We start from the raw sequence: 17,215 nt of genomic DNA, 5'->3' as shown, positions 1-17,215 counted from the left end.
TGATTTTTTTGACCTTTGCCAAACCGACACCCGCCCGTGACATTCGGCGGAGACAGCGGCGGCTCGCCTGGTCCAAATCAGCCAGGCACTGTGGCGGCGACCGCATCAGCGCGACCAAGGCCGGCAACCGCTTTTCTGACCCGCTGCAGATGCGCCTGGCGTCCGGCGGCCGAGACGCTGTCCATCCGGTAGAGCGCCAGGAATTTGGTCCGGCACAGCGGATGGCAGACGGAGCGGAAGCCGCGCAGCAGGGTCCGCCGGCCGGGCTGTCCCATGATCCACGACATCAGCGGCGTGGCGCCACATGTGGTCATTGCCATCACCCGGCGTATGTGCCGCAATTTGGGCCGCGGGCCGCGTCGTGCCGTCGGCATCTCGAAAGCGAAGCCCGGCACCAGCACACGCTCCAGCCAACCTTTCAGCATCGCCGGCAGGCCATACCACCAGGTCGGATAGATGAAGACGACCGCCTCCGCCCAGAGCAGCTCCTGCGCATGTTCGTGCACCGGTTGCAGGTTCGCCGCCTTGTCGTGGTAACCGCGCCATTCCCGCGTGCGCATGACTGGATCGAAGCCGGTCGCATAGAGGTCGAGCAGGTGGACCTGGTGGCCGCTTTCGGCAAGCGTCTCCAGCACCGTGTCGCGCACCGCGCCGTTGAAGCTGTCGGTGCAGGGATGGCAATGGACGACGAGGACCTTCATCTGGCGCTCAGACCTGTCGGTCGCGAGAGGATCGCGGGGGTGCATGCAAGCGTCGCATGCAAACAAGCCACCCGCAGACGTAGTCGATCAGCTGTTTTCATGCGACGCCCCGCAGCCCCGTATCAAGACGCAACACCTCCGGTCGCGTCAAGGCCCGTTCGTGCGCAGACGTGAGCTTGCTGGGGCCAAAACCCCTAACAGTGGATTCGGTTTTTCGATCAGCATTGTTCCAGAAAGCCTGCGCCCTAGCTTCACGGCGTGTCCAAAGCGTCAGGAGAAAAAGATGCAGACAGGAAAACTGAGCGGCAAGATCGCCTTGGTGACGGGCGCCTCTTCCGGCATCGGCGAGGCCACCGCCTTGGCGCTGGCGGCCGAGGGCGCCACGCTGGTGATTGCCGCGCGGCGCACCGAGCGCCTGGACGACCTGGCGAGGCGGATCCGTGAGACCGGCAGCGCGGCACTGCCGATTGCCGTCGACGTCACCGACGAAACGCAAGCCACGGCGATGGTCGAGCGGGTCCAGCAGGAGTACGGCCGGCTCGACATGCTGCTTGCGGTTGCCGGCGTCGGCGTCGCCGCGCCGTTCCGCAACACGACACCGGAAGAATACCGCCGGATGGTCGACGTCAACATCCTGGGCCTGCTTTATCCGATCCATGCGGCACTGCCGTCGATGCAGCGGCAAGGCGCCGGCCACATCGTCGTGGTCTCGTCGGGCACCGGCCGTTATATCCACCCTTCGGTGGTTTATTCCGGCACCAAGCACGCGGTGAGCGCGATGGCGGAATCGCTGCGTCGCGAGATCGGCAAAGACGGCATCCGCGTCACCTGCATCGAGCCTGGCGCCGTCAAGACCGAGTTCACCCAGAATATGCGCGCCGATGTGCGCCAGGCGGTCGAGCAAAGGCTGGGCGACATGGAGCAGCTGGAAAGCGAGGACATCGCCGCCGCCATCCTTTATGCGGTGACGCAGCCGCCAAGAGTCAACGTCAACATCCTGACGCTCTATCCGACCGAACAGGCGTGAGGGCCGCAAAGGTGGTGCCCTGCGCCGCCCCCGCAGCGTCATCCGCCGGTCATCAGCGTGAACACAAGCTGCCGCAACTTGCCGCCTGGGCCGAATTCGACCCGGTCGAAATCGCGGCTCGCCTGCCGTTGTGCCTGCGAGATTCCGGCGAGCCGTCTCGTCACTTCGATCCTGATCTTGCTGCAGCCACGGTCATCGGCGACGGTCAGGCCGATGGTGGCCGCCTCGATCTTGTGCACCATGTCGACGATGCTGGCGCCATGCACCTTCTCGTGAGCGGCGAGGCCGGCTGCGAAAACCTCCCAGTTCTTCTGGATTGCGCCCGGCAGCTGCGCGGCCGGCTTCGGCAAGGTGTAGGTGATGATCAGCTTCGGCTGCGCCGACACCAGCACGCAGGCGTCGCCTTGCGGCTTGTAGTCCCTCACCCAGGTCAGCTTGAAATTGGTATGCGCGATGACGCGGCGTTCGCCGAGCAGCGGCCCGCGCCCGCCGATCGAAACGTAGAGTTCCGGCCCGGATTGCCCCGAGATGGCATAGGTCTCGACCTTTTCGACTGCCTGCCAGCCGGCATGCGCCGGCGATGTCGGCAACAAGGCGAGCAGCAGGCAAAGGCGAATGGCTGTTTTCATGCAAGTCCTCGCAGCCGCTGCGCACGACGCAAACGATATGCAGTTCCCTTCCGTGGACATAGCCGGCGGCCGGCTATAGTGGGATGCTCGTATACAAGAATCCACAGGCAACATCATGTCGCCGCGACCGAACATTGCCCGGCAACGCCCTGCCCCCGGGTCCCAGCCTCCCGGCGTCAGCCTCTGTCGCGCGCTGTCGAAGCTTGGCCTGTGCTCGCGCAAGCAGGCCGAGCTTCTGGTTTCCGAGGGGCGCGTGCGGGTCGCCGGCAAGATCGTGCGCAACGGCTCGATTCGCGTCGATCCAGGCCGCGATCGCATCGAGGTCGACGGCCGCCGCGTCGCCGCCGAGCGCAAGGTCTATCTGATGCTCAACAAGCCGCGCGGGCTGGTCACCACTCGCGACGACCCGCAGGACCGCGGCACCGTCTATGATTGCCTGGCAGGCCTCGACCTGCCTTTCGTCTCGCCGGTCGGCCGCCTCGACAAGGCCAGCGAAGGCCTGCTGTTGATGACCAACGACACGCGCTTCGCGCAGCGCCTGCTCGATCCCGCCTCGCATGTCGCCAAGACCTATCACGTGCAGATCGGCGCGCTGCCCGACGAGGCCATGCTGGCGCGGTTGCGCGCCGGCGCGACCGTCGACGGCGAATTGCTGACGGCCCGCTCGATCGAGCTGCTGCGCGGCGGCACCAGCACCGCCTGGCTGGAGATCGTGCTCGACGAGGGCCGCAACCGCCATATCCGCCGGCTGCTCGCCGCCCACGATGTCGAGGTGCTGCGCCTGGTGCGGGTGGCGATCGGCCAATTGCAGCTCGGGGAGCTTGCCAAAGGCAAGGCACGCCATCTGAGCGCGGAAGAGCTGGCGATGCTTCAGGCCTAGCCGGCTGGCGGCGACTCGATAGTCAGGCAGCTGCCAGTCGAAGCCCACGTGACGCAGCAAGCAGCGCGGGCGGACAAGAGTCGCTTTCGACTCCTGGCGGATATTCCTGACCGACCGCTCACACGGGTTCGACCGATATCAATGTCTATCGGTATTACATTCCGTCAGCACACCACAGATCGCAGCCGGCGGCGTTGATTTCCTGCATAAAAATCTTGAGCGATTCTTGGGCAGGCATGGGAAGCTGGCCAACCAACGGGACAAACAAATCGATCAGGGCCTGGCGATGGTCTGGAGAGATGCTCTGCGCGAGATAGGGACCATCTGCTCTCAGCGATTCAACAAGAACTATCTTGTTTCCCTCCTTCAGAGCCGGGTCAGCCAGAAAAATCGAGGCGCCACGAAACATTTTCTCTATGCCTCCTCGAGCTTTGGCTCCGTTGGGGCGCAACATTTCGGCAGCGTTAGGTTGGTGCGCTAGGAAATCATTGAAAGCTATCTGCGAAGCGGCAGCAGCCCGAATCAAAAGCGCGAATGTCTGCGTAGCTTCATCCTGCAGAGGCAATGAGCTATTTTGGCTATAGAGCGCGAGTAGCGACCGACTTCTGTCCATTACGAAAGACAGTGCTACCAGGTCGCCCTCATCGTATGGCGGCGAACCTATCAAAGCCCCGCCGTCCCAAATCTTGTGCAGTAGATCCCGGTCCGTTGGATCTTCAAGATTTGGCAATTTGCCTTCAATCCGGCGCTGCTGCAAAAGTTCATCCAACTTGGCGAACAAATCCTTCGCATAAGCCGAGCCTGTTGGTGGAACATGGGCGTGAGCCCATGTCGAAAATAGGATGGCAAAAATCGACCACACCAAACGTTTCACGGCCGTTCCTTTACTTGACTACCTTCAGAGGGCGACGGCGTTGTGCAATCAAGGCCAAGCGATAATCGATATTGTCAATCGGAGCGCCACACTCCTTTGCTTCGAGCAGAAATTTGCGAGCCTCCTCGAACCGCAGCAAGCGCTTCTCATACAGAACCGCCAACGCCAACCGATGGCACCAGTCTGCTGGCTCCATTTCAATTGCGTGCAGCAAGGCCTTTTCTGACTCGTCGTACCGGTCTGTCAATTCGCGAAGAAAAATACCGTATTGATTATAGGTCCAAGCTGAAACACCCGAGAGTCCGAACACCTTGTCGAACGCCTTTTGAGCCTCTATGGGCGCGTCTGTTTCGAACGCCATCAGAGCGGCCAGATTCTCCCACACCTTAACATAGTCCGGCTTGAGTTTGATCGCGCGCTGATACGCCTTTTTGGCGTCGGCGAAACGGGCCAGATGATGATGATAAACAAAGCCGAGATTGAACCACGACCATGCGTGCTCCGGATCGATTTCAACGCACCGCAGCGCAAGTTTCTCAGCTTCATGGTAGCGGGCGAACCGGCGACGGAGCAGTCCCGACAACTTCCCTGTCGCCCAGCGGTAGCGTGGATCGATTTCTATTGCCCGGCGATAGGCCTTTTCAGCCGACAAATAGTTGCCGATTTCATCGAGCATTAGCCCAAACGATGCCCAGGCGACGCAGGCATCTTCTGTGGTTGCATCGAGGCGGCATTGCTTGAATGACTGATAGGTGGATTCCGCGATCTCCCACGCCGAGTTCCCAAGGCGGTGTGTGTCGGCAACGCAATCCCAGATGATCGCGTTGCGCGGGTGCGCGGCTATTCCCCGTTGCAAGGCGGCCAAAGCCAGCTGCGGCGTTTCCATTTTGTCGCGCAGGAACAAGGCAAGCAGGATATAGTCCCGCCCGGTGTGCACCTCGCCCTCTGCGCGCGTAACGTTCTCGGCACATAAGTCAGGGAGATTGAGCTTCTTGAACTGCTGAGCGAAGAAAAGGCTCGTCTGCGCGCTACGGTGCGTATCGATTTTCCACCGCTCGTAGAAGGCATGGACGCTCGCTTCGCTCAAAGCCATAGTCGGCCCTTCGGCAACTCCGCAAAACCAGACAAAATTGTCGACAAATCGCCAAAGCTGTTCCCTGTCGGATACAGCATCAATTGCCCGCAAGAGAACCGACACCGCGGTGTCCAGGCTGCTTTCCTCGGCCTCCAGTTCGACAAGCCCTGTCCAGGGATCGAGGTTAGCGGGATCACGCTCTATCTTCGCAACCAACGTCTCGCGCGATTCAAATTGAAATGTAAGGGGTTCATCAGTTGTCATTGTCGGAAGAAGCCTTGGCTTTGCCGCACTGGGCCAGCACCTTGCCGATGGCGGCGGATGAGCCGGCAAGCGGAAAGCTGTTCTCGCCATATTTGCCCGAGGCGACCGTGACCTCGCCCTTGGAGCGCAGCAGGGCCAACAGCGGGTCGGTGCTGCTCAATTCCACGGTGAAGGTGTTGTACATTTCTTCGAGTTGAAGCGTCTTGGTCACCGCCTTGCCGCCGGCCTTGAACGCGAACGAAGCGATGCCGGGTTCCAGTTGCGGACCGCTGTCGCCCAAATCATAGCTCAGCGTCGGCTTGCCGAAACAGGCCAGCGTCAGCTGGGCGCCGCCATTCGATCCGCCGCAGACCGACGCCATCAGCACTTTGCCGCCCTCCTCTTCCTCCAGTTTCGCCGTCCAGCCGCACGGCGCGGCAAACGCCGGCTGCGCCGCTTGCAGGACGACCTGAGCGGCGACGCAACCCGCCACGACGAATTTCGCCAATCCGCTTCGCATGATCTTCCCTTCCCAAGTCATCGAACCATCGTCGGCCACGTGGCATCAAGGACTATACAAAACAAATTGTCCCGTGGCATTACCGGCGACACCAGGGCGCTGTAGCAATTCAGGCGATTGATTTTCGATCGAGTGGAAGCGGCACCAGCACCGCCTGGCTGGAGATCGTGCTCGACGAGGGCCGCAACCGCCACATCCGCCGGCTGCTTGGCGCCTACGATATCGAGGTGCTGCGCCTGGTGCGGGTGGCGATCGGGCAATTGCAGCTCGGCGAGCTTGCCAAAGGCAAGGCACGCCATCTGAGCGCGGAAGAGCTGGCGCTACTTCAGGCCTGAAGTGCTGGCTCCAGGGGCCTTCGCACCGAACGGGTGATTGACATTAACATTCCTGTTTCATATTTTCCTTTTATGAAACCGAAATGCGACAGCGCAATTGAAGGGCTGGTCCGACGCGAAGTGGCTCGGCAGCCGGAGAGAAAAGCATGAGCACGGCGTTGCGGGCGGTTCCCAGATTCCTGGACGAATTGGGCACGTTTGGCGGTCTCAAGGGAACCGACATTGCAAACATCACCGACGTGTCCAAGGCCACGGTTTCGAGGTGGAAGGCCGGCGACATCAAGCCCCAGCCGCGCAGCGAGCTCATTCTATCGGACCTGCACTATATCGTCGGCCGACTGCAGGAATTCTACGAGCCAAGCGATATCCGCACCTGGCTTTACGCTCGCCACCCGCAATTGAACGGTGAAAGGGCGATAGATCTCATTCACGACGACCGTGCTCTCGACGTGCTCAAAGTCATCGATCGGCTTGAGAACGAGGTCTTTCTCTAGTTGGCGATCGCCGGGCGGAAACGACGCGATAGCCGGCTCATCGACGCTATCGAGGCAATAGTTCCGGTCGAATACTCCGCAACGGTTTGGCGTGTGGTGCGCCAGGGCCGCAGCCCGATCCAGTGCTCGAGCTCCGGCGGCCGTTGGGACGATGGAACATTCGACGTGCTCTACACCTCGCAAGAGCGCGAAGGTGCCTTGAGCGAGATGAGATTCCACCTGACGCGCGGGCAGCCAGTGGTCCCTTCGCGTGTCAGATACAATCTCTTCGAGATCGATCTCGCTTTGGACCGGACGCTCAGACTGCTCGACCTGGCAGCCTTGCAGACCCTTGGTCTCGACACCGCGCGCTACGGGCAGCTTTCGTATCAGGAAAAGCACGCCGAATATCCGAGGTCGCAAGACATCGGCGAGGCCGCGCATTTCCTCGATTATGACGGTCTGATCGTGCCCAGCGCGCGATATGACTGCCTGAACGTCGTCGCGTTTTGTGATCGGCTGCCGGCTGGAGCGATGACGATCAGAACCGATCACGGGGAAACTGCCTGGGCTAGCGGCGGCCCCGCTGCCGTCCATCCCCCGCACGGGTGATGCGGCCAGCGGAAGTGGCGCGCTAACATTGCCTCCAAGTGTAGAGCGTCTAACGCGCAAGGGAGGATCCATGCATATGCTCCGACTGATACCGACGCTGCTGGCGCTGCTGGCCGTCATGCCATTGAACGCTGAAGCGACCACGAAGAGGTACCCCAAGGGCCACGGCACGAATTGCGCCGAGAAGGACCAGGCGTGCCAGAAGAAATGCCAGGCTGTGCCGATCGACTACAATAGCGTCAGATCCATCAAGGGACGCAACGAATGTCTGAATAATTGCACCATCGGCTACGATCAGTGTCTCGGGGCACCCGCCCGAATCCAGGAACAGACAATCCAGGAAGACGCCGCGCAATAGAAGCCCGCTAGAGATGGCTCCAATGCGCAAGAGACATAGGTGTGATCGAATGACGGCGACAGTCCGCCGGTCGCCTTCATGTGCGGCCGCCGACTTCGTCGACATGGCGCAGCATGTCGTCGGGATCTTCATAGACGCGAAACGCGCCCGATTGGCGGAGCTCCTCGGTGCTGTAGCCGCCGCTGAGCAGGCCGACGCCGTCTCGATGCCCCCGCTGGTGGCGATCGCCCACGATATGCCCGCCTTCGTCAGCCAGACCAGCAATTCGCGCGCACCGGGGAGCGGACGGATGCGGCTCGCCGGGCGCTGATAGGCTTCGGCATGGCGCCGCCGCAGCCGGTCGACGCGCTCGGTGCTGATCTCAATGTCGGTTTCGCGCAGCAGCTGGTTGGCGAACAGCCCGCCACTCATGCCGATCTTGCGGTGGATGCGCCAGACCGACAGCTCGATATCCTCCTCGTCGAGCGCCTCCTTCCGGGCCAGCACATGCTGGTAGACGCTGTCGACCAACGTGCCGTCGAGATCGAACAGGAAAGCGGGTTGCATACGCATTGTTTTTCTCCTGGATGCTTTTCGATTGGTCGGACGTAGCGCGAGCTGACCGCAAGCACAGGCCGGGTAGTACCGCCACAAACCCGAGAATCGATCCATCCTCGCTGCCGAGTTGTGCGACCTGCCGGGCCGGCGCGATGTGTGCGCGCCGCGTCATGGATTTCGGCAAAATCCAGCCCATATTCCTAGATGTGGAGCTTTGAGCGTGAAACTCGCGCGTGCGGTCCTGCTTGCCGCGGCTTTCGTGGCTGTTGCGGCCGTTTGTCCCTCTTCCGCAACCGGAGAGGCGGACGGCCGGGAGAAAATTGTGTTGCGCGTCGAGATAGACGGCGCCATCGGTCCGGCGAATGCCAGGCAGCTCGAGGAAGCGCTGGCGGTGGCCGCGGACCGAAACGCCCAGGCTCTCATCCTGCAGATGGACACGCCCGGCGGGCTGGTCACCAGCATGCGCGAGATGATCGCCGGCATTCTCGCCTCGCCGGTTCCCGTCATCGGCTATGTCGCGCCCGCCGGCGGGCACGCGGCGAGCGCCGGAACCTACATCCTCTACGCCACCCATCTGGCGGCGATGGCGCCCGGCACCAATCTGGGCGCGGCAACGCCGATCGAGATGGGCGGGCCGCTGCCATCGTTTCCCGGCGGCAAGAACGATGGCCCCGAGGCGGACAAGGACAAGAAGAACGCACCCGCGGGCGATGCGATGATCGCCAAGGCGACGAACGATGCCGTTGCCCTGATCCGAAGCCTGGCTGAATTGCGCGGGCGCAATGCCGAATGGGGAGAAAAGGCCGTGCGCGAGGCGGCCAGCCTGTCGGCCGGCGCGGCGCTGCAGCAGCATGTCATCGATTTCGTCGCCCGCGACACCACCGAACTGCTTCAACTGGCCGACGGCCGGACCGTCGAGATCGCCGGCAAGAAAGAGGCATTGGCGACGAAAGGGCTGCCGGTCGAAACGCTCGAGCCAGGCTGGCTCATCCGGCTTCTCGCCGTGATCACGGACCCGAACATCGCCGTCATCCTGATGCTGGTCGGCGTCTATGGCCTCGTCTTCGAATTCACGAGCCCGGGCGCGGTCGCGCCCGGCGTGATCGGCACGATTTGCCTTCTGCTCGGACTCTATGCGCTCAATCTCCTGCCGATCAGCTATGCCGGCCTTGCCTTGATGCTGCTTGGCATCATCTTCCTGGTCGTCGAAGCCTTGAACCCGACTGTGGTCCTTGGGCTGGGAGGCGTGGCTGCGTTTCTGCTGGGCGCTGCCATGCTGCTCAGGATCGAGGGGCCCGGCTTCGAGATGTCGTGGGCCGTTATCGGCACCGCCGCCGTCCTGACGCTCGGCCTGGCGCTGCTGACCGGCAGCTATCTGTGGGCGGCCCGCAAGAACGTTCCGCGTGTTGGCGCACAGGCCATGCAGGGGCTGCCGGCGGAGGTCCTCGACTGGCAGGGCAGCGAGGGCCACGTGCTCGCCCGGGGCGAGCGCTGGCGGGCAAAAGCCGACGAACCGCTTGCAGTGGGCGACAGCGTCGAGGTGGCCGATGTCAGGGATCTTGTGCTGACGATACGGCGCCGCAATGTGAGAAGCGATGGAGCAAGGCAATGATCATCGGTTATGTGGCCTATCTGGCAGCAGCGCTCGTCGTGGTCATGTTCCTATCCGCGGCCATTCGCATCCTGCGGGAATATGAGCGCGGCGTGGTCTTCACGCTCGGCCGCTTCACCGGGGTCAAGGGCCCCGGCCTTATCATCCTCATCCCCTTCGTGCAGCAGATGGTGAAGGTCGACCTGCGAGTGGTGGTCCAGGACGTGCCGCCGCAGGACGTGATCTCGCGCGACAACGTCTCGGTGAAGGTCAACGCGGTGCTGTATTTTCGTATCGTCGACGCCGAGCGGGCGGTGATCCAGGTTGAAGACTTCATGACCGCCACCAACCAGCTGGCACAGACCACGTTGCGCTCGGTGCTCGGCAAGCATGAGCTCGATGAAATGCTGGCCGAACGTGACAAGCTCAACAGCGATATCCAGGAGATTCTCGACCAGCGCACCGATGCCTGGGGCATCAAGGTCTCCGATGTCGAGATCAAGCATGTCGACCTCAACGAGAACATGGTCCGCGCCATCGCCAAGCAGGCCGAAGCGGAACGGCTGCGGCGTGCGAAAGTGATCAATGCCGACGGCGAACAGCAGGCGGCGGCAAAGCTCGTCGAGGCCGGCAAGATGCTGGCCGAAGCACCGCAGGCCATGCAGCTACGCTATTTCGAGGCTCTCCATGACATCGCCGGTGAGCGCTCGTCGACGGTCGTGTTTCCGGTGCCGATGGATCTGCTCGGTCATTTCATCAAGCAGGGTGGTGGAGGCGGAGGCGGCTGAGCGCGTAATCTCCCCCCTCGAGGGGGAGATGGCCGCGAAGCAGCCAGAGGGGGTCGTCTCACATAGATCGCCGACGCCTTCCTCTACGAGAGACGGCGCTGACGCTCCACGCGCCGCGACCCCCTCTGTCGCCTTCGGCGACATCTCCCCCTCAAGGGGGGAGATCAGCACCCTCACCTCCGCCACGGCGGGACCGGCGCAAAGCGTTTGCCGATCCAGTCGGCGAAGGCACGTGTCTTGGCGGCTTGCCCCTTGGCCGAAGGCATGACGACATAGACGGCGCCCTCGTCGGCAAGCGTCCAGTCCTCCAGCACTGGCACCAGCCGGCCGTCGGCGAGCTCGCGTCCGACCAGCCAATCCGTGCTCATCATCAGTCCGACGCCTTGCACGGCGGCTTCGACCAGCACCTCGGCGTCGTCGGTGACCAGCGGCCCGGAGACCTCGATACTGACGCGCCGGCCCGAACTGTCGGTCATCTCCCAGGCCGGAAAGGTCTGGAAACCCGAGAAGCCCAGGCAACTGTGTTCCAGCAGCGCCTCCGGCGCAGTCGGCGTGCCCCGGCGGGCGAGGTAGGACGGCGCGGCGCACAGCAGCCGCCGCCGTGTCGCGACCTTGCGCGCCACCAGCCGCGAATCCTGCAGCGCGCCGAGACGCACGGCGACGTCGAAATTCTCGGCGACGAGATCGACGAAACGGTTGGAGAACTCGGCCTCGATACGAACGTCGGGAAATTCGGTGAGAAACTGCGGCAGCAGCGGGCCGATCCACATGCGCCCGAACGAGCCGGGCAGCGCCAGCCGCAGCACGCCGCGCGGCCCGCCGCCGGCATGCGCCGACGCGGCAGCCTCGGCCTCGTCGACCGCAGCCAGGATGGCGCGGACGCGAACGAGAAATTCCGAACCCGCCTCGGTTAGCGACACGCTTCGTGTCGTCCGGTGCAGCAGGCGCACGCCCAACCGCTCTTCCAGCGAGGCAAGGCGCCGCGACAGGATCGTCGCGTCGCGGCCGATGCGAGCAGCCGCCTTGGTGAAGGAGCGTGCTTCGGCGATTGCCGCGAAGGCGGCCATTTCGACCAATGCTGCCGGTTCGTGCGATTGCTGCATCAGGCGCAGAGCTCAAATGTAAAACACAAGGATTATATACCAATAGCGCAGCAGCTAGTTTCACTCAATCCCGGCCCGTCAATCGGCCATCAACCGGAGTGAGACATGAAAGCGATCGAACTGACTGCCCCGAGACTGGACGCGTTTCGCGCGGCCACCGTTCCCACGCCTGAACCGCAGCGCGGCGAAGTGCTGATCCGCCTGCGCGCCGCAAGCCTCAATTTTGTCGATGTCGCGATAGCGAGCGGCAACTATCCAGGTCCGAGCTTTCCGCTCATTCCCGTCGTCGACGGCGCCGGCGAGATCGTCGGTATCGGCGAGGGCGTGTCGAGGCTCGCCATCAACGACCGCGTCATCGCCCATGCAAAACCGCGCTGGATCGGCGGCCGTCCGCGGCCTTATGAGACCAGAGAGATGCGCGGGCTGACACTGCCCGGCTCGCTCGCCGAATATGTCGCGCTGCCGGCCAATGCCGTTGTGCCGATGCCGGCGCATCTGTCCTTCGAAGCGGCAGCGACGCTGCCGATCGCCGGCACCACCGCGTGGAATGCGCTTCGCGCCGCCGATGCCGGGCCGGGGTCGGTCGTCGTCCTGCTCGGTACCGGTGGTGTCTCGATCTTGACCCTGCAGCTGGCCAAGGCAGCCGGCGCCACGGTCATCATCACCTCGTCGTCTGACGAAAAGCTGGCGCGCGCCAAGGCCTTGGGTGCGGATCATCTCATTAATTATCGTGAGACGCCGGACTGGGACGCCAAGGTGCTCGAGTTGACCGACGGGCTCGGCGCCGATCTGATCGTCGAAACCGGCGGCGCGGCCACCTTCGCCCGCTCCATCAATGCCGCGGCGCCCGGCGGCACGGTGTTCGCCATCGGCTTCGTCACCGGCGCCGAGGCCACCACGAACCTGCTGCCGATCATCATCAAGGCACTCAAGGTGGTGGGCAACAACACCGGTTCAGTATCCGACCTGCGCGACGCGGCGCGCGCCATCGGCGCCGCCCGTATCGATCCGGTCATCGACACGGTCTACGGCCAGCACCAGGCGACCGAGGCCTACGCCCATATGGCAGCCGGCGGCCGGCATTTCGGCAAGCTTGCGTTTACGTTGACGTGGTGAGCCTGGAAAGGCAGAGCGCGGCTTCATTCCAGCTTGGGTTCCTCACCCCACGAAAGTGGGGAGAGGTGGCTCGGCGAAGCCGAGACGGAGAGGGGAAACCGCGCTCTACGAAGGACCCCTCTCCGGGCGCGGAGCCTGTCCTCGGGCTTGCCGAAGGCAAGACCCGTGGGCGGCCACCTCTCCCCCGCCTCGCGGTGGGCGAGGAACCCAAGTCTTGAGAGGAGATTGGCAGCCTCACCGTCTGCCCCTAAATCAGCTTCTCCAGCGTGATCGGCAGATCCCGCACCCTTTTCCCGGTGGCGTGAAATACCGCGTTGGCGATCGCCGGCGCCACGCCGACGATGCCCAGCTCGCCGACCCCCTTGCCGCCCAGCACCGAGGAATGCGGATCGGGAATACCGACCGAGATCACCTCGATGTCGGGAATGTCTGCATTGGTGGCGATGAGATAGTCGGCGAGGTTGTTGTTGACGATGCGGCCGTGGCGGCGGTCGACGATGCCTTCCTCGAGCAGCGCCTGGCCGATGCCCATGATGATGCCGCCCTTCCACTGGCTTTCGGCGAGCTTGGGATTGTAGAGCCGGCCCGAATCCAGCGCCGACACCACGCGGGAAACGCGAACCGTGCCAAAGTCCTCGTCGACGCGGACTTCGATGAAATGCGCGCACCAGCTGTGGCGGGAATAGTCGCCCTCGGTGTGCGGCAGCGCCATGGCTATGGTGGTGTAGTTCTTGTAGCGGTCCTCGACCGTCGAATTGGCCGGCATGGTGTCGCCCTTCGCCTCGATATGCTCGCGCCCGACGCTGCTGAGCAATTCGGCGATCGAAACTTCCGGGCCGTTGCCGCGCGGTGAAGCGATGCGGCCATTGGCGACGACGAGCGTGTTGGCCTGCAGCGCATGGAACGGCGAAGCCGGATCGCTGATGGCGAGCCCGATCAGCTGGTCGAGCGCGGCACTCGCCGCCTTGTGGACGGCGCCGGTCATCACCCCGGCCAGCCGCGAACCGCCGGTGACGCCGGCACGGGCATAGCGGGAATCGCCAAGCTTGACGACGACGTTTTCCGCCGGCACGCCCACCACCTCGGCGGCGGTCTGCGCCAGGATCGTGTAGGTGCCCTGCCCCATGTCGATCGATGAGCTTTCGACCTCGACCGAGCCGTCGGCGAGAATGCGCACGACCGCCTCGCCATAGGCGCGCCGGACCGGGTAGGTGCCTGCCGCGACACCCCAGCCGATCAACTGGTTGCCGTCGCGCATCGAACGCGGCCGGGGGTTCCGCTTCGACCAGCCAAAGGCTTCGGCGCCGGCCGCGAAGGCCTCACGCAGTTGCCGTGTCGACCACGGCTTCTTCGCATGCGGGTCCTGCTCGGCATAGTTCCTGAGACGGATTTCCAGCGGGTCGATACCGACCTCGTAGGCGAGCTCGTCGATGGCGCTTTCGATGCCGAAGGCGCTCGGGTTCTCGCCCGGCGCGCGCAATGCCCCTGGCACCACCGTGTTGACCCGCACGACGTTCTGCCGCGACGAGAAATTCGGCGTCGCGTACATGACCGAGGTGACCGAGCCGAGCGGCTCGACCCACATGCCGTCGACCGAGGTCTCGTTGACGCCGCGATGCACGATCGACTGGATCTGGCCCTCCGCGTTGGCGCCGAGCGCCACGGTCTGGCGCGTCGCCGCCCGTCCGCCATAGGCGGTGAAGGTCTGCGGCCTGGTGACCGCCAGCTTCACCGGCCGTCCCAGCATTTTCGCGGCGACTGCCGCTACAGCGCCGTAGCCATAGGCAAACGCCTTGGAGCCGAAGCCGCCACCAATATAGGGCGAGACCAGTCGTACATTCTCGAACGGCACGCCGAACCATTCGGCATAGGTCCGCGCCATGCCGTCGAGCCATTGGCTCGGCTCCCAGACCGTCAGCTGGTCGCCCTGCCACTTTGCGATCAGGCCATGCGGCTCTATCGGCGCCTGGTATTCGCGCGGCGTGTTGTAGGCGTTGCAGATCCTGACCGGAGCCGAGGCGAACGCTGTCTCCGCCTCGCCCCATTCCTTGGTCATCGCATCGACCGGGATGCCGTCGCCGGCCTTTGGATCGCTGAGGTCGACGATCGCCGCCGCCTCGTCATAGGCGATCTTGACCAGCGCCGCGGCGGCGACCGCCTGCTCGAAAGTCTCGGCCACCACCGCCGCGACATGCTGGCCGCTGAAGGTGATGTCGCGCGCCAGCGGGCAATAGGCGACATCCGGCGGCGGCGTACCCAGCCAGTCCGTTGCGGTTCTCAGCGGCAGGATATTGTCGGGCGTCAGCACCAGCAGCGCGCCGGGCGACGCCTTGGCCGCGGCCGTGTCGATCGAACGCACCCGGCCGGCGGCAATGGTGCTCTCGACCAGCACCGCATGCGTAAGCCCCTCGAGCTGCTGCTCGACGGCGTATTTGGCGGCACCGGTGATCTTGGCCGGGCCGTCGACGCGCGACAGCCGGCCGCCAACCTGATCGGCGAGGACGGCACCGTCCGAAGCGTCGCCGCGTTTGGCATCGCCGGGTCTTGTTCTCAACTCGTGAACGGTCATGCCGTTTCTCCCATTTTGAGGATGGCGCGGGCGACGACGCGCGGCGCCAGTTCGATCTTGTAGTGGTTGGCGCCACGGTCGACGGCGCCCTCGACGGCGAGCAGGCTGGCTTGCCTGACGACCTCCGGCTCGAGCACCTTGCCGTTCAACGCCTCTTCGACGGCACGGGCGCGCCATGGCTTGGTGGCGACGCCGCCAAGCCCGACGCGCAGATCGCGAATTGTCCTTCCGTCGGCCTCGAATTCGATGCCGACGGCGGCACTTGCCGCGGCGAATTCATAGGACTGGCGGTCGCGGACCTTGAGATAGGTCGAGCGGCGGGCGGCCGCCGAAGCGGGAATGCCGATCGCGGTGATCATCTCGCCGGGCTCGATCGCATGTTCCCTTTCGGGCGTGCTGCCCGGCAACAGGAAAAAATCATCGACGGCGATCTGACGGTCGCCGAGATGGACGATCGCGTCGAAGGCGACGAGTGCAACCGCCAGGTCGCCGGGATAGGTGGCGACGCAGGCCTCGCTGGTGCCGAGCACGGCATGGCCGCGGGTGACCCCGCCGATCGCCGAGCAGCCGCTGCCGGGCCAGCGCTTGTTGCAAGCGGGGAAATTCGCCGGATCGCGGAAATAGGGGCAGCGCGTACGCTGCATCAGATTGCCGCCGATCGTCGCCATGTTGCGCAGCTGCGCTGACGCCGCCTGCCACAATGCTTCCGAGACGGCGGGGAACCGGCTCTTGATATCGGCATGGTCAGCGACGCGGCTCATCCTGGCCAGCGCGCCGATCGTGGCGCCCCGGTCATCAACGGCAATCGTGTCCAGTCCCTTGAGATGGGTGATGTCGACCACGGTCTCGGGTTCGGCAACGCCGCATTTCGCGAGATCGACAAGCGTCGTGCCGCCGGCCAAAAGCATGGCGCCGGGAAGTGCTGCTGCCTCACGGGCTGCATCGACGGAGCTGGCGCGGAGATATGAAAAGTCCCTCATGACGCGGCCTCCACGGCCGCCTGGCGCACGGCGGCGACGATATGCGGATAGGCGCCGCAGCGGCAGAGATTGCCGGCCATGTATTCGCGGATCTCCTCATCCGAGCCGGCATGGCCTTCGCGAATGCAGGCGACCGCCGACATGATCTGGCCCGGCGTGCAATAGCCGCACTGGAAGGCATCCTGTTCGAGGAAGGCGGCCTGCACCGCATGCAGCGTGCCATCCTCCCCGGCAAGCCCTTCGATGGTGGTGATGTCCCTGCTTTCAGCCTGAGTGGCGAGCGTCAGGCAGGCCAGCACGCGCTGGCCGTCGATATGAACGGTGCAGGCGCCGCACTGGCCCTGGTCGCAGCCCTTCTTGGTGCCGGTCAGGCCGAGATGGTCGCGCAAGGCGTCGAGCAGGGTAACGCGCGGTTCGACCTCCAGCTCATGTCGATGTCCGTTGATTCGAAGTTGGATTGGAGTTCGGGTTTTGCTTGTCATGGGGCGTCTGGCTCCGGTTGCTTGACGCGGGAGGGGATGATCTGGTGCCCGGCCGGCGAGCGGCAAGATCAGCTTATGGCTGGGTGAGCTAATCTCCCCCCTTGCGGGCGAGATGCCCGGCAGGGCAGAGGGGGTCGGTTCGACTTGGCGCGAGCTCCGGGAGGGCTGCGGCTTGGGAGGTCGAAAGACGTGACATACCCGATCCCGTGATTACATGAGAAAGGCACTCCACAATCGGAGGCGCCTCCGCTTATTACCTAAGGGCCTGCTCCGCCCTGTTCAAGCCCAGGATCGAAAATGATCAAAATTGGAGGAAATTGGC

Annotated in this window: 17 protein-coding genes and 2 pseudogenes; 9 read left to right on the top strand and 10 right to left on the bottom strand. The window is 63.9% G+C overall.

The genetic code is table 11. The annotated features are described in order from the left end of the window. Nucleotides 1-77: 77 nt before the first annotated feature. A complete protein-coding gene (locus NKI16_RS18695) occupies nt 78-701 on the bottom strand; it encodes an NAD(P)H-dependent oxidoreductase (protein WP_023680358.1) in 624 nt (207 codons plus the stop codon). A gap of 283 nt (nt 702-984) precedes the next feature. Between NKI16_RS18695 and NKI16_RS18690 the strand changes: the two genes are divergently transcribed. After that, on the top strand, nt 985-1,728 hold the full coding sequence (locus tag NKI16_RS18690; RefSeq protein ID WP_023680357.1) for an SDR family oxidoreductase: 744 nt from the start codon (nt 985-987) through the stop codon (nt 1,726-1,728). A gap of 38 nt (nt 1,729-1,766) precedes the next feature. Here the strand turns inward: NKI16_RS18690 and NKI16_RS18685 are convergent, their stop codons facing one another. After that, nucleotides 1,767-2,357 (bottom strand): DUF922 domain-containing Zn-dependent protease, encoded by a 591-nt coding sequence (locus tag NKI16_RS18685; protein WP_023680356.1) that lies wholly within the window; start codon nt 2,355-2,357, stop codon nt 1,767-1,769. Between the two features lie 115 nt (nt 2,358-2,472). On the opposite strand from NKI16_RS18685, the gene NKI16_RS18680 reads away from it, so the two are divergent. Then, nucleotides 2,473-3,237, top strand: a complete 765-nt coding sequence (locus tag NKI16_RS18680) for a pseudouridine synthase (protein ID WP_023680355.1) — start codon at nt 2,473-2,475, stop codon at nt 3,235-3,237. Nucleotides 3,238-3,391: 154 nt separating this feature from the next. On the opposite strand, the gene NKI16_RS18675 is transcribed toward NKI16_RS18680, so the two are convergent. From NKI16_RS18675 to NKI16_RS18665, 3 genes are read right to left on the bottom strand one after another with little or no spacing between them, the layout of a single operon-like run. Next, nucleotides 3,392-4,111, bottom strand: a complete 720-nt coding sequence (locus NKI16_RS18675) for a hypothetical protein (RefSeq protein ID WP_156937484.1) — start codon at nt 4,109-4,111, stop codon at nt 3,392-3,394. A gap of 10 nt (nt 4,112-4,121) precedes the next feature. Continuing rightward, entirely contained in the window at nt 4,122-5,450 is a 1,329-nt protein-coding gene (locus NKI16_RS18670; protein WP_023680353.1) for a tetratricopeptide repeat protein, read from the bottom strand. After that, entirely contained in the window at nt 5,440-5,949 is a 510-nt protein-coding gene (locus NKI16_RS18665) for a hypothetical protein (RefSeq protein WP_245274855.1), read from the bottom strand. Before NKI16_RS18665 ends, NKI16_RS18670 begins: the two co-directional genes overlap by 11 nt. 140 nt (nt 5,950-6,089) lie before the next feature. On the opposite strand from NKI16_RS18665, the pseudogene NKI16_RS18660 reads away from it, so the two are divergent. From NKI16_RS18660 to NKI16_RS18645, 4 genes and pseudogenes are all read left to right on the top strand, one after another. Then, nucleotides 6,090-6,284, top strand: a pseudogene (locus tag NKI16_RS18660) (pseudouridine synthase); the annotation flags it as partial. Between the two features lie 146 nt (nt 6,285-6,430). Beyond that, nucleotides 6,431-6,778 (top strand): antitoxin Xre/MbcA/ParS toxin-binding domain-containing protein, encoded by a 348-nt coding sequence (locus tag NKI16_RS18655; protein ID WP_023680350.1) that lies wholly within the window; start codon nt 6,431-6,433, stop codon nt 6,776-6,778. Beyond that, nucleotides 6,779-7,369, top strand: coding sequence for an RES family NAD+ phosphorylase (locus tag NKI16_RS18650; RefSeq protein WP_023680349.1), 591 nt, complete (start codon nt 6,779-6,781; stop codon nt 7,367-7,369). A gap of 70 nt (nt 7,370-7,439) precedes the next feature. Beyond that, nucleotides 7,440-7,727: a hypothetical protein gene (locus tag NKI16_RS18645; protein WP_352782890.1), complete on the top strand. Its 288-nt coding sequence runs from the start codon at nt 7,440-7,442 to the stop codon at nt 7,725-7,727. 76 nt (nt 7,728-7,803) lie between these two features. Here NKI16_RS18645 and NKI16_RS18640 read toward each other — a convergent pair. Continuing rightward, nucleotides 7,804-8,279: pseudogene (locus NKI16_RS18640) on the bottom strand (HAD family hydrolase). A 205-nt stretch (nt 8,280-8,484) separates the two neighbouring features. Between NKI16_RS18640 and NKI16_RS18635 the strand changes: the two are divergent. Both NKI16_RS18635 and NKI16_RS18630 read left to right on the top strand, forming a co-directional pair. After that, entirely contained in the window at nt 8,485-9,876 is a 1,392-nt protein-coding gene (locus NKI16_RS18635; RefSeq protein WP_031213070.1) for an NfeD family protein, read from the top strand. Next, nucleotides 9,873-10,643: a slipin family protein gene (locus NKI16_RS18630; RefSeq protein WP_023680344.1), complete on the top strand. Its 771-nt coding sequence runs from the start codon at nt 9,873-9,875 to the stop codon at nt 10,641-10,643. The genes NKI16_RS18635 and NKI16_RS18630 overlap by 4 nt, the downstream gene beginning before the upstream one ends. Nucleotides 10,644-10,816: 173 nt before the next feature. On the opposite strand, the gene NKI16_RS18625 is transcribed toward NKI16_RS18630, so the two are convergent. Beyond that, nucleotides 10,817-11,746, bottom strand: coding sequence for a LysR family transcriptional regulator (locus NKI16_RS18625; RefSeq protein WP_352923579.1), 930 nt, complete (start codon nt 11,744-11,746; stop codon nt 10,817-10,819). A gap of 105 nt (nt 11,747-11,851) precedes the next feature. On the opposite strand from NKI16_RS18625, the gene NKI16_RS18620 reads away from it, so the two are divergent. Continuing rightward, nucleotides 11,852-12,862 carry a zinc-dependent alcohol dehydrogenase family protein gene (locus NKI16_RS18620; RefSeq protein WP_023677329.1) on the top strand — a complete coding sequence of 337 codons (1,011 nt, stop codon included), beginning with the start codon at nt 11,852-11,854 and terminating at the stop codon, nt 12,860-12,862. Nucleotides 12,863-13,109: 247 nt separating this feature from the next. Here NKI16_RS18620 and NKI16_RS18615 read toward each other — a convergent pair whose 3' ends face one another. From NKI16_RS18615 to NKI16_RS18605, 3 genes are read right to left on the bottom strand one after another with little or no spacing between them, the layout of a single operon-like run. Next, on the bottom strand, nt 13,110-15,431 hold the full coding sequence (locus NKI16_RS18615; protein WP_023677328.1) for a xanthine dehydrogenase family protein molybdopterin-binding subunit: 2,322 nt from the start codon (nt 15,429-15,431) through the stop codon (nt 13,110-13,112). Continuing rightward, entirely contained in the window at nt 15,428-16,411 is a 984-nt protein-coding gene (locus tag NKI16_RS18610) for an FAD binding domain-containing protein (protein ID WP_352923576.1), read from the bottom strand. The genes NKI16_RS18615 and NKI16_RS18610 overlap by 4 nt, the downstream gene beginning before the upstream one ends. Further along, nucleotides 16,408-16,893: a (2Fe-2S)-binding protein gene (locus tag NKI16_RS18605; protein WP_031211962.1), complete on the bottom strand. Its 486-nt coding sequence runs from the start codon at nt 16,891-16,893 to the stop codon at nt 16,408-16,410. The genes NKI16_RS18610 and NKI16_RS18605 overlap by 4 nt, the downstream gene beginning before the upstream one ends. Nucleotides 16,894-17,215 lie beyond the last annotated feature (322 nt).

The organism is Mesorhizobium sp. M0698, assembly GCF_040320455.1.
Classification (GTDB): Bacteria; Pseudomonadota; Alphaproteobacteria; order Rhizobiales; family Rhizobiaceae; genus Mesorhizobium.
This window is presented reverse-complemented; position numbering and strand designations above follow the sequence as displayed.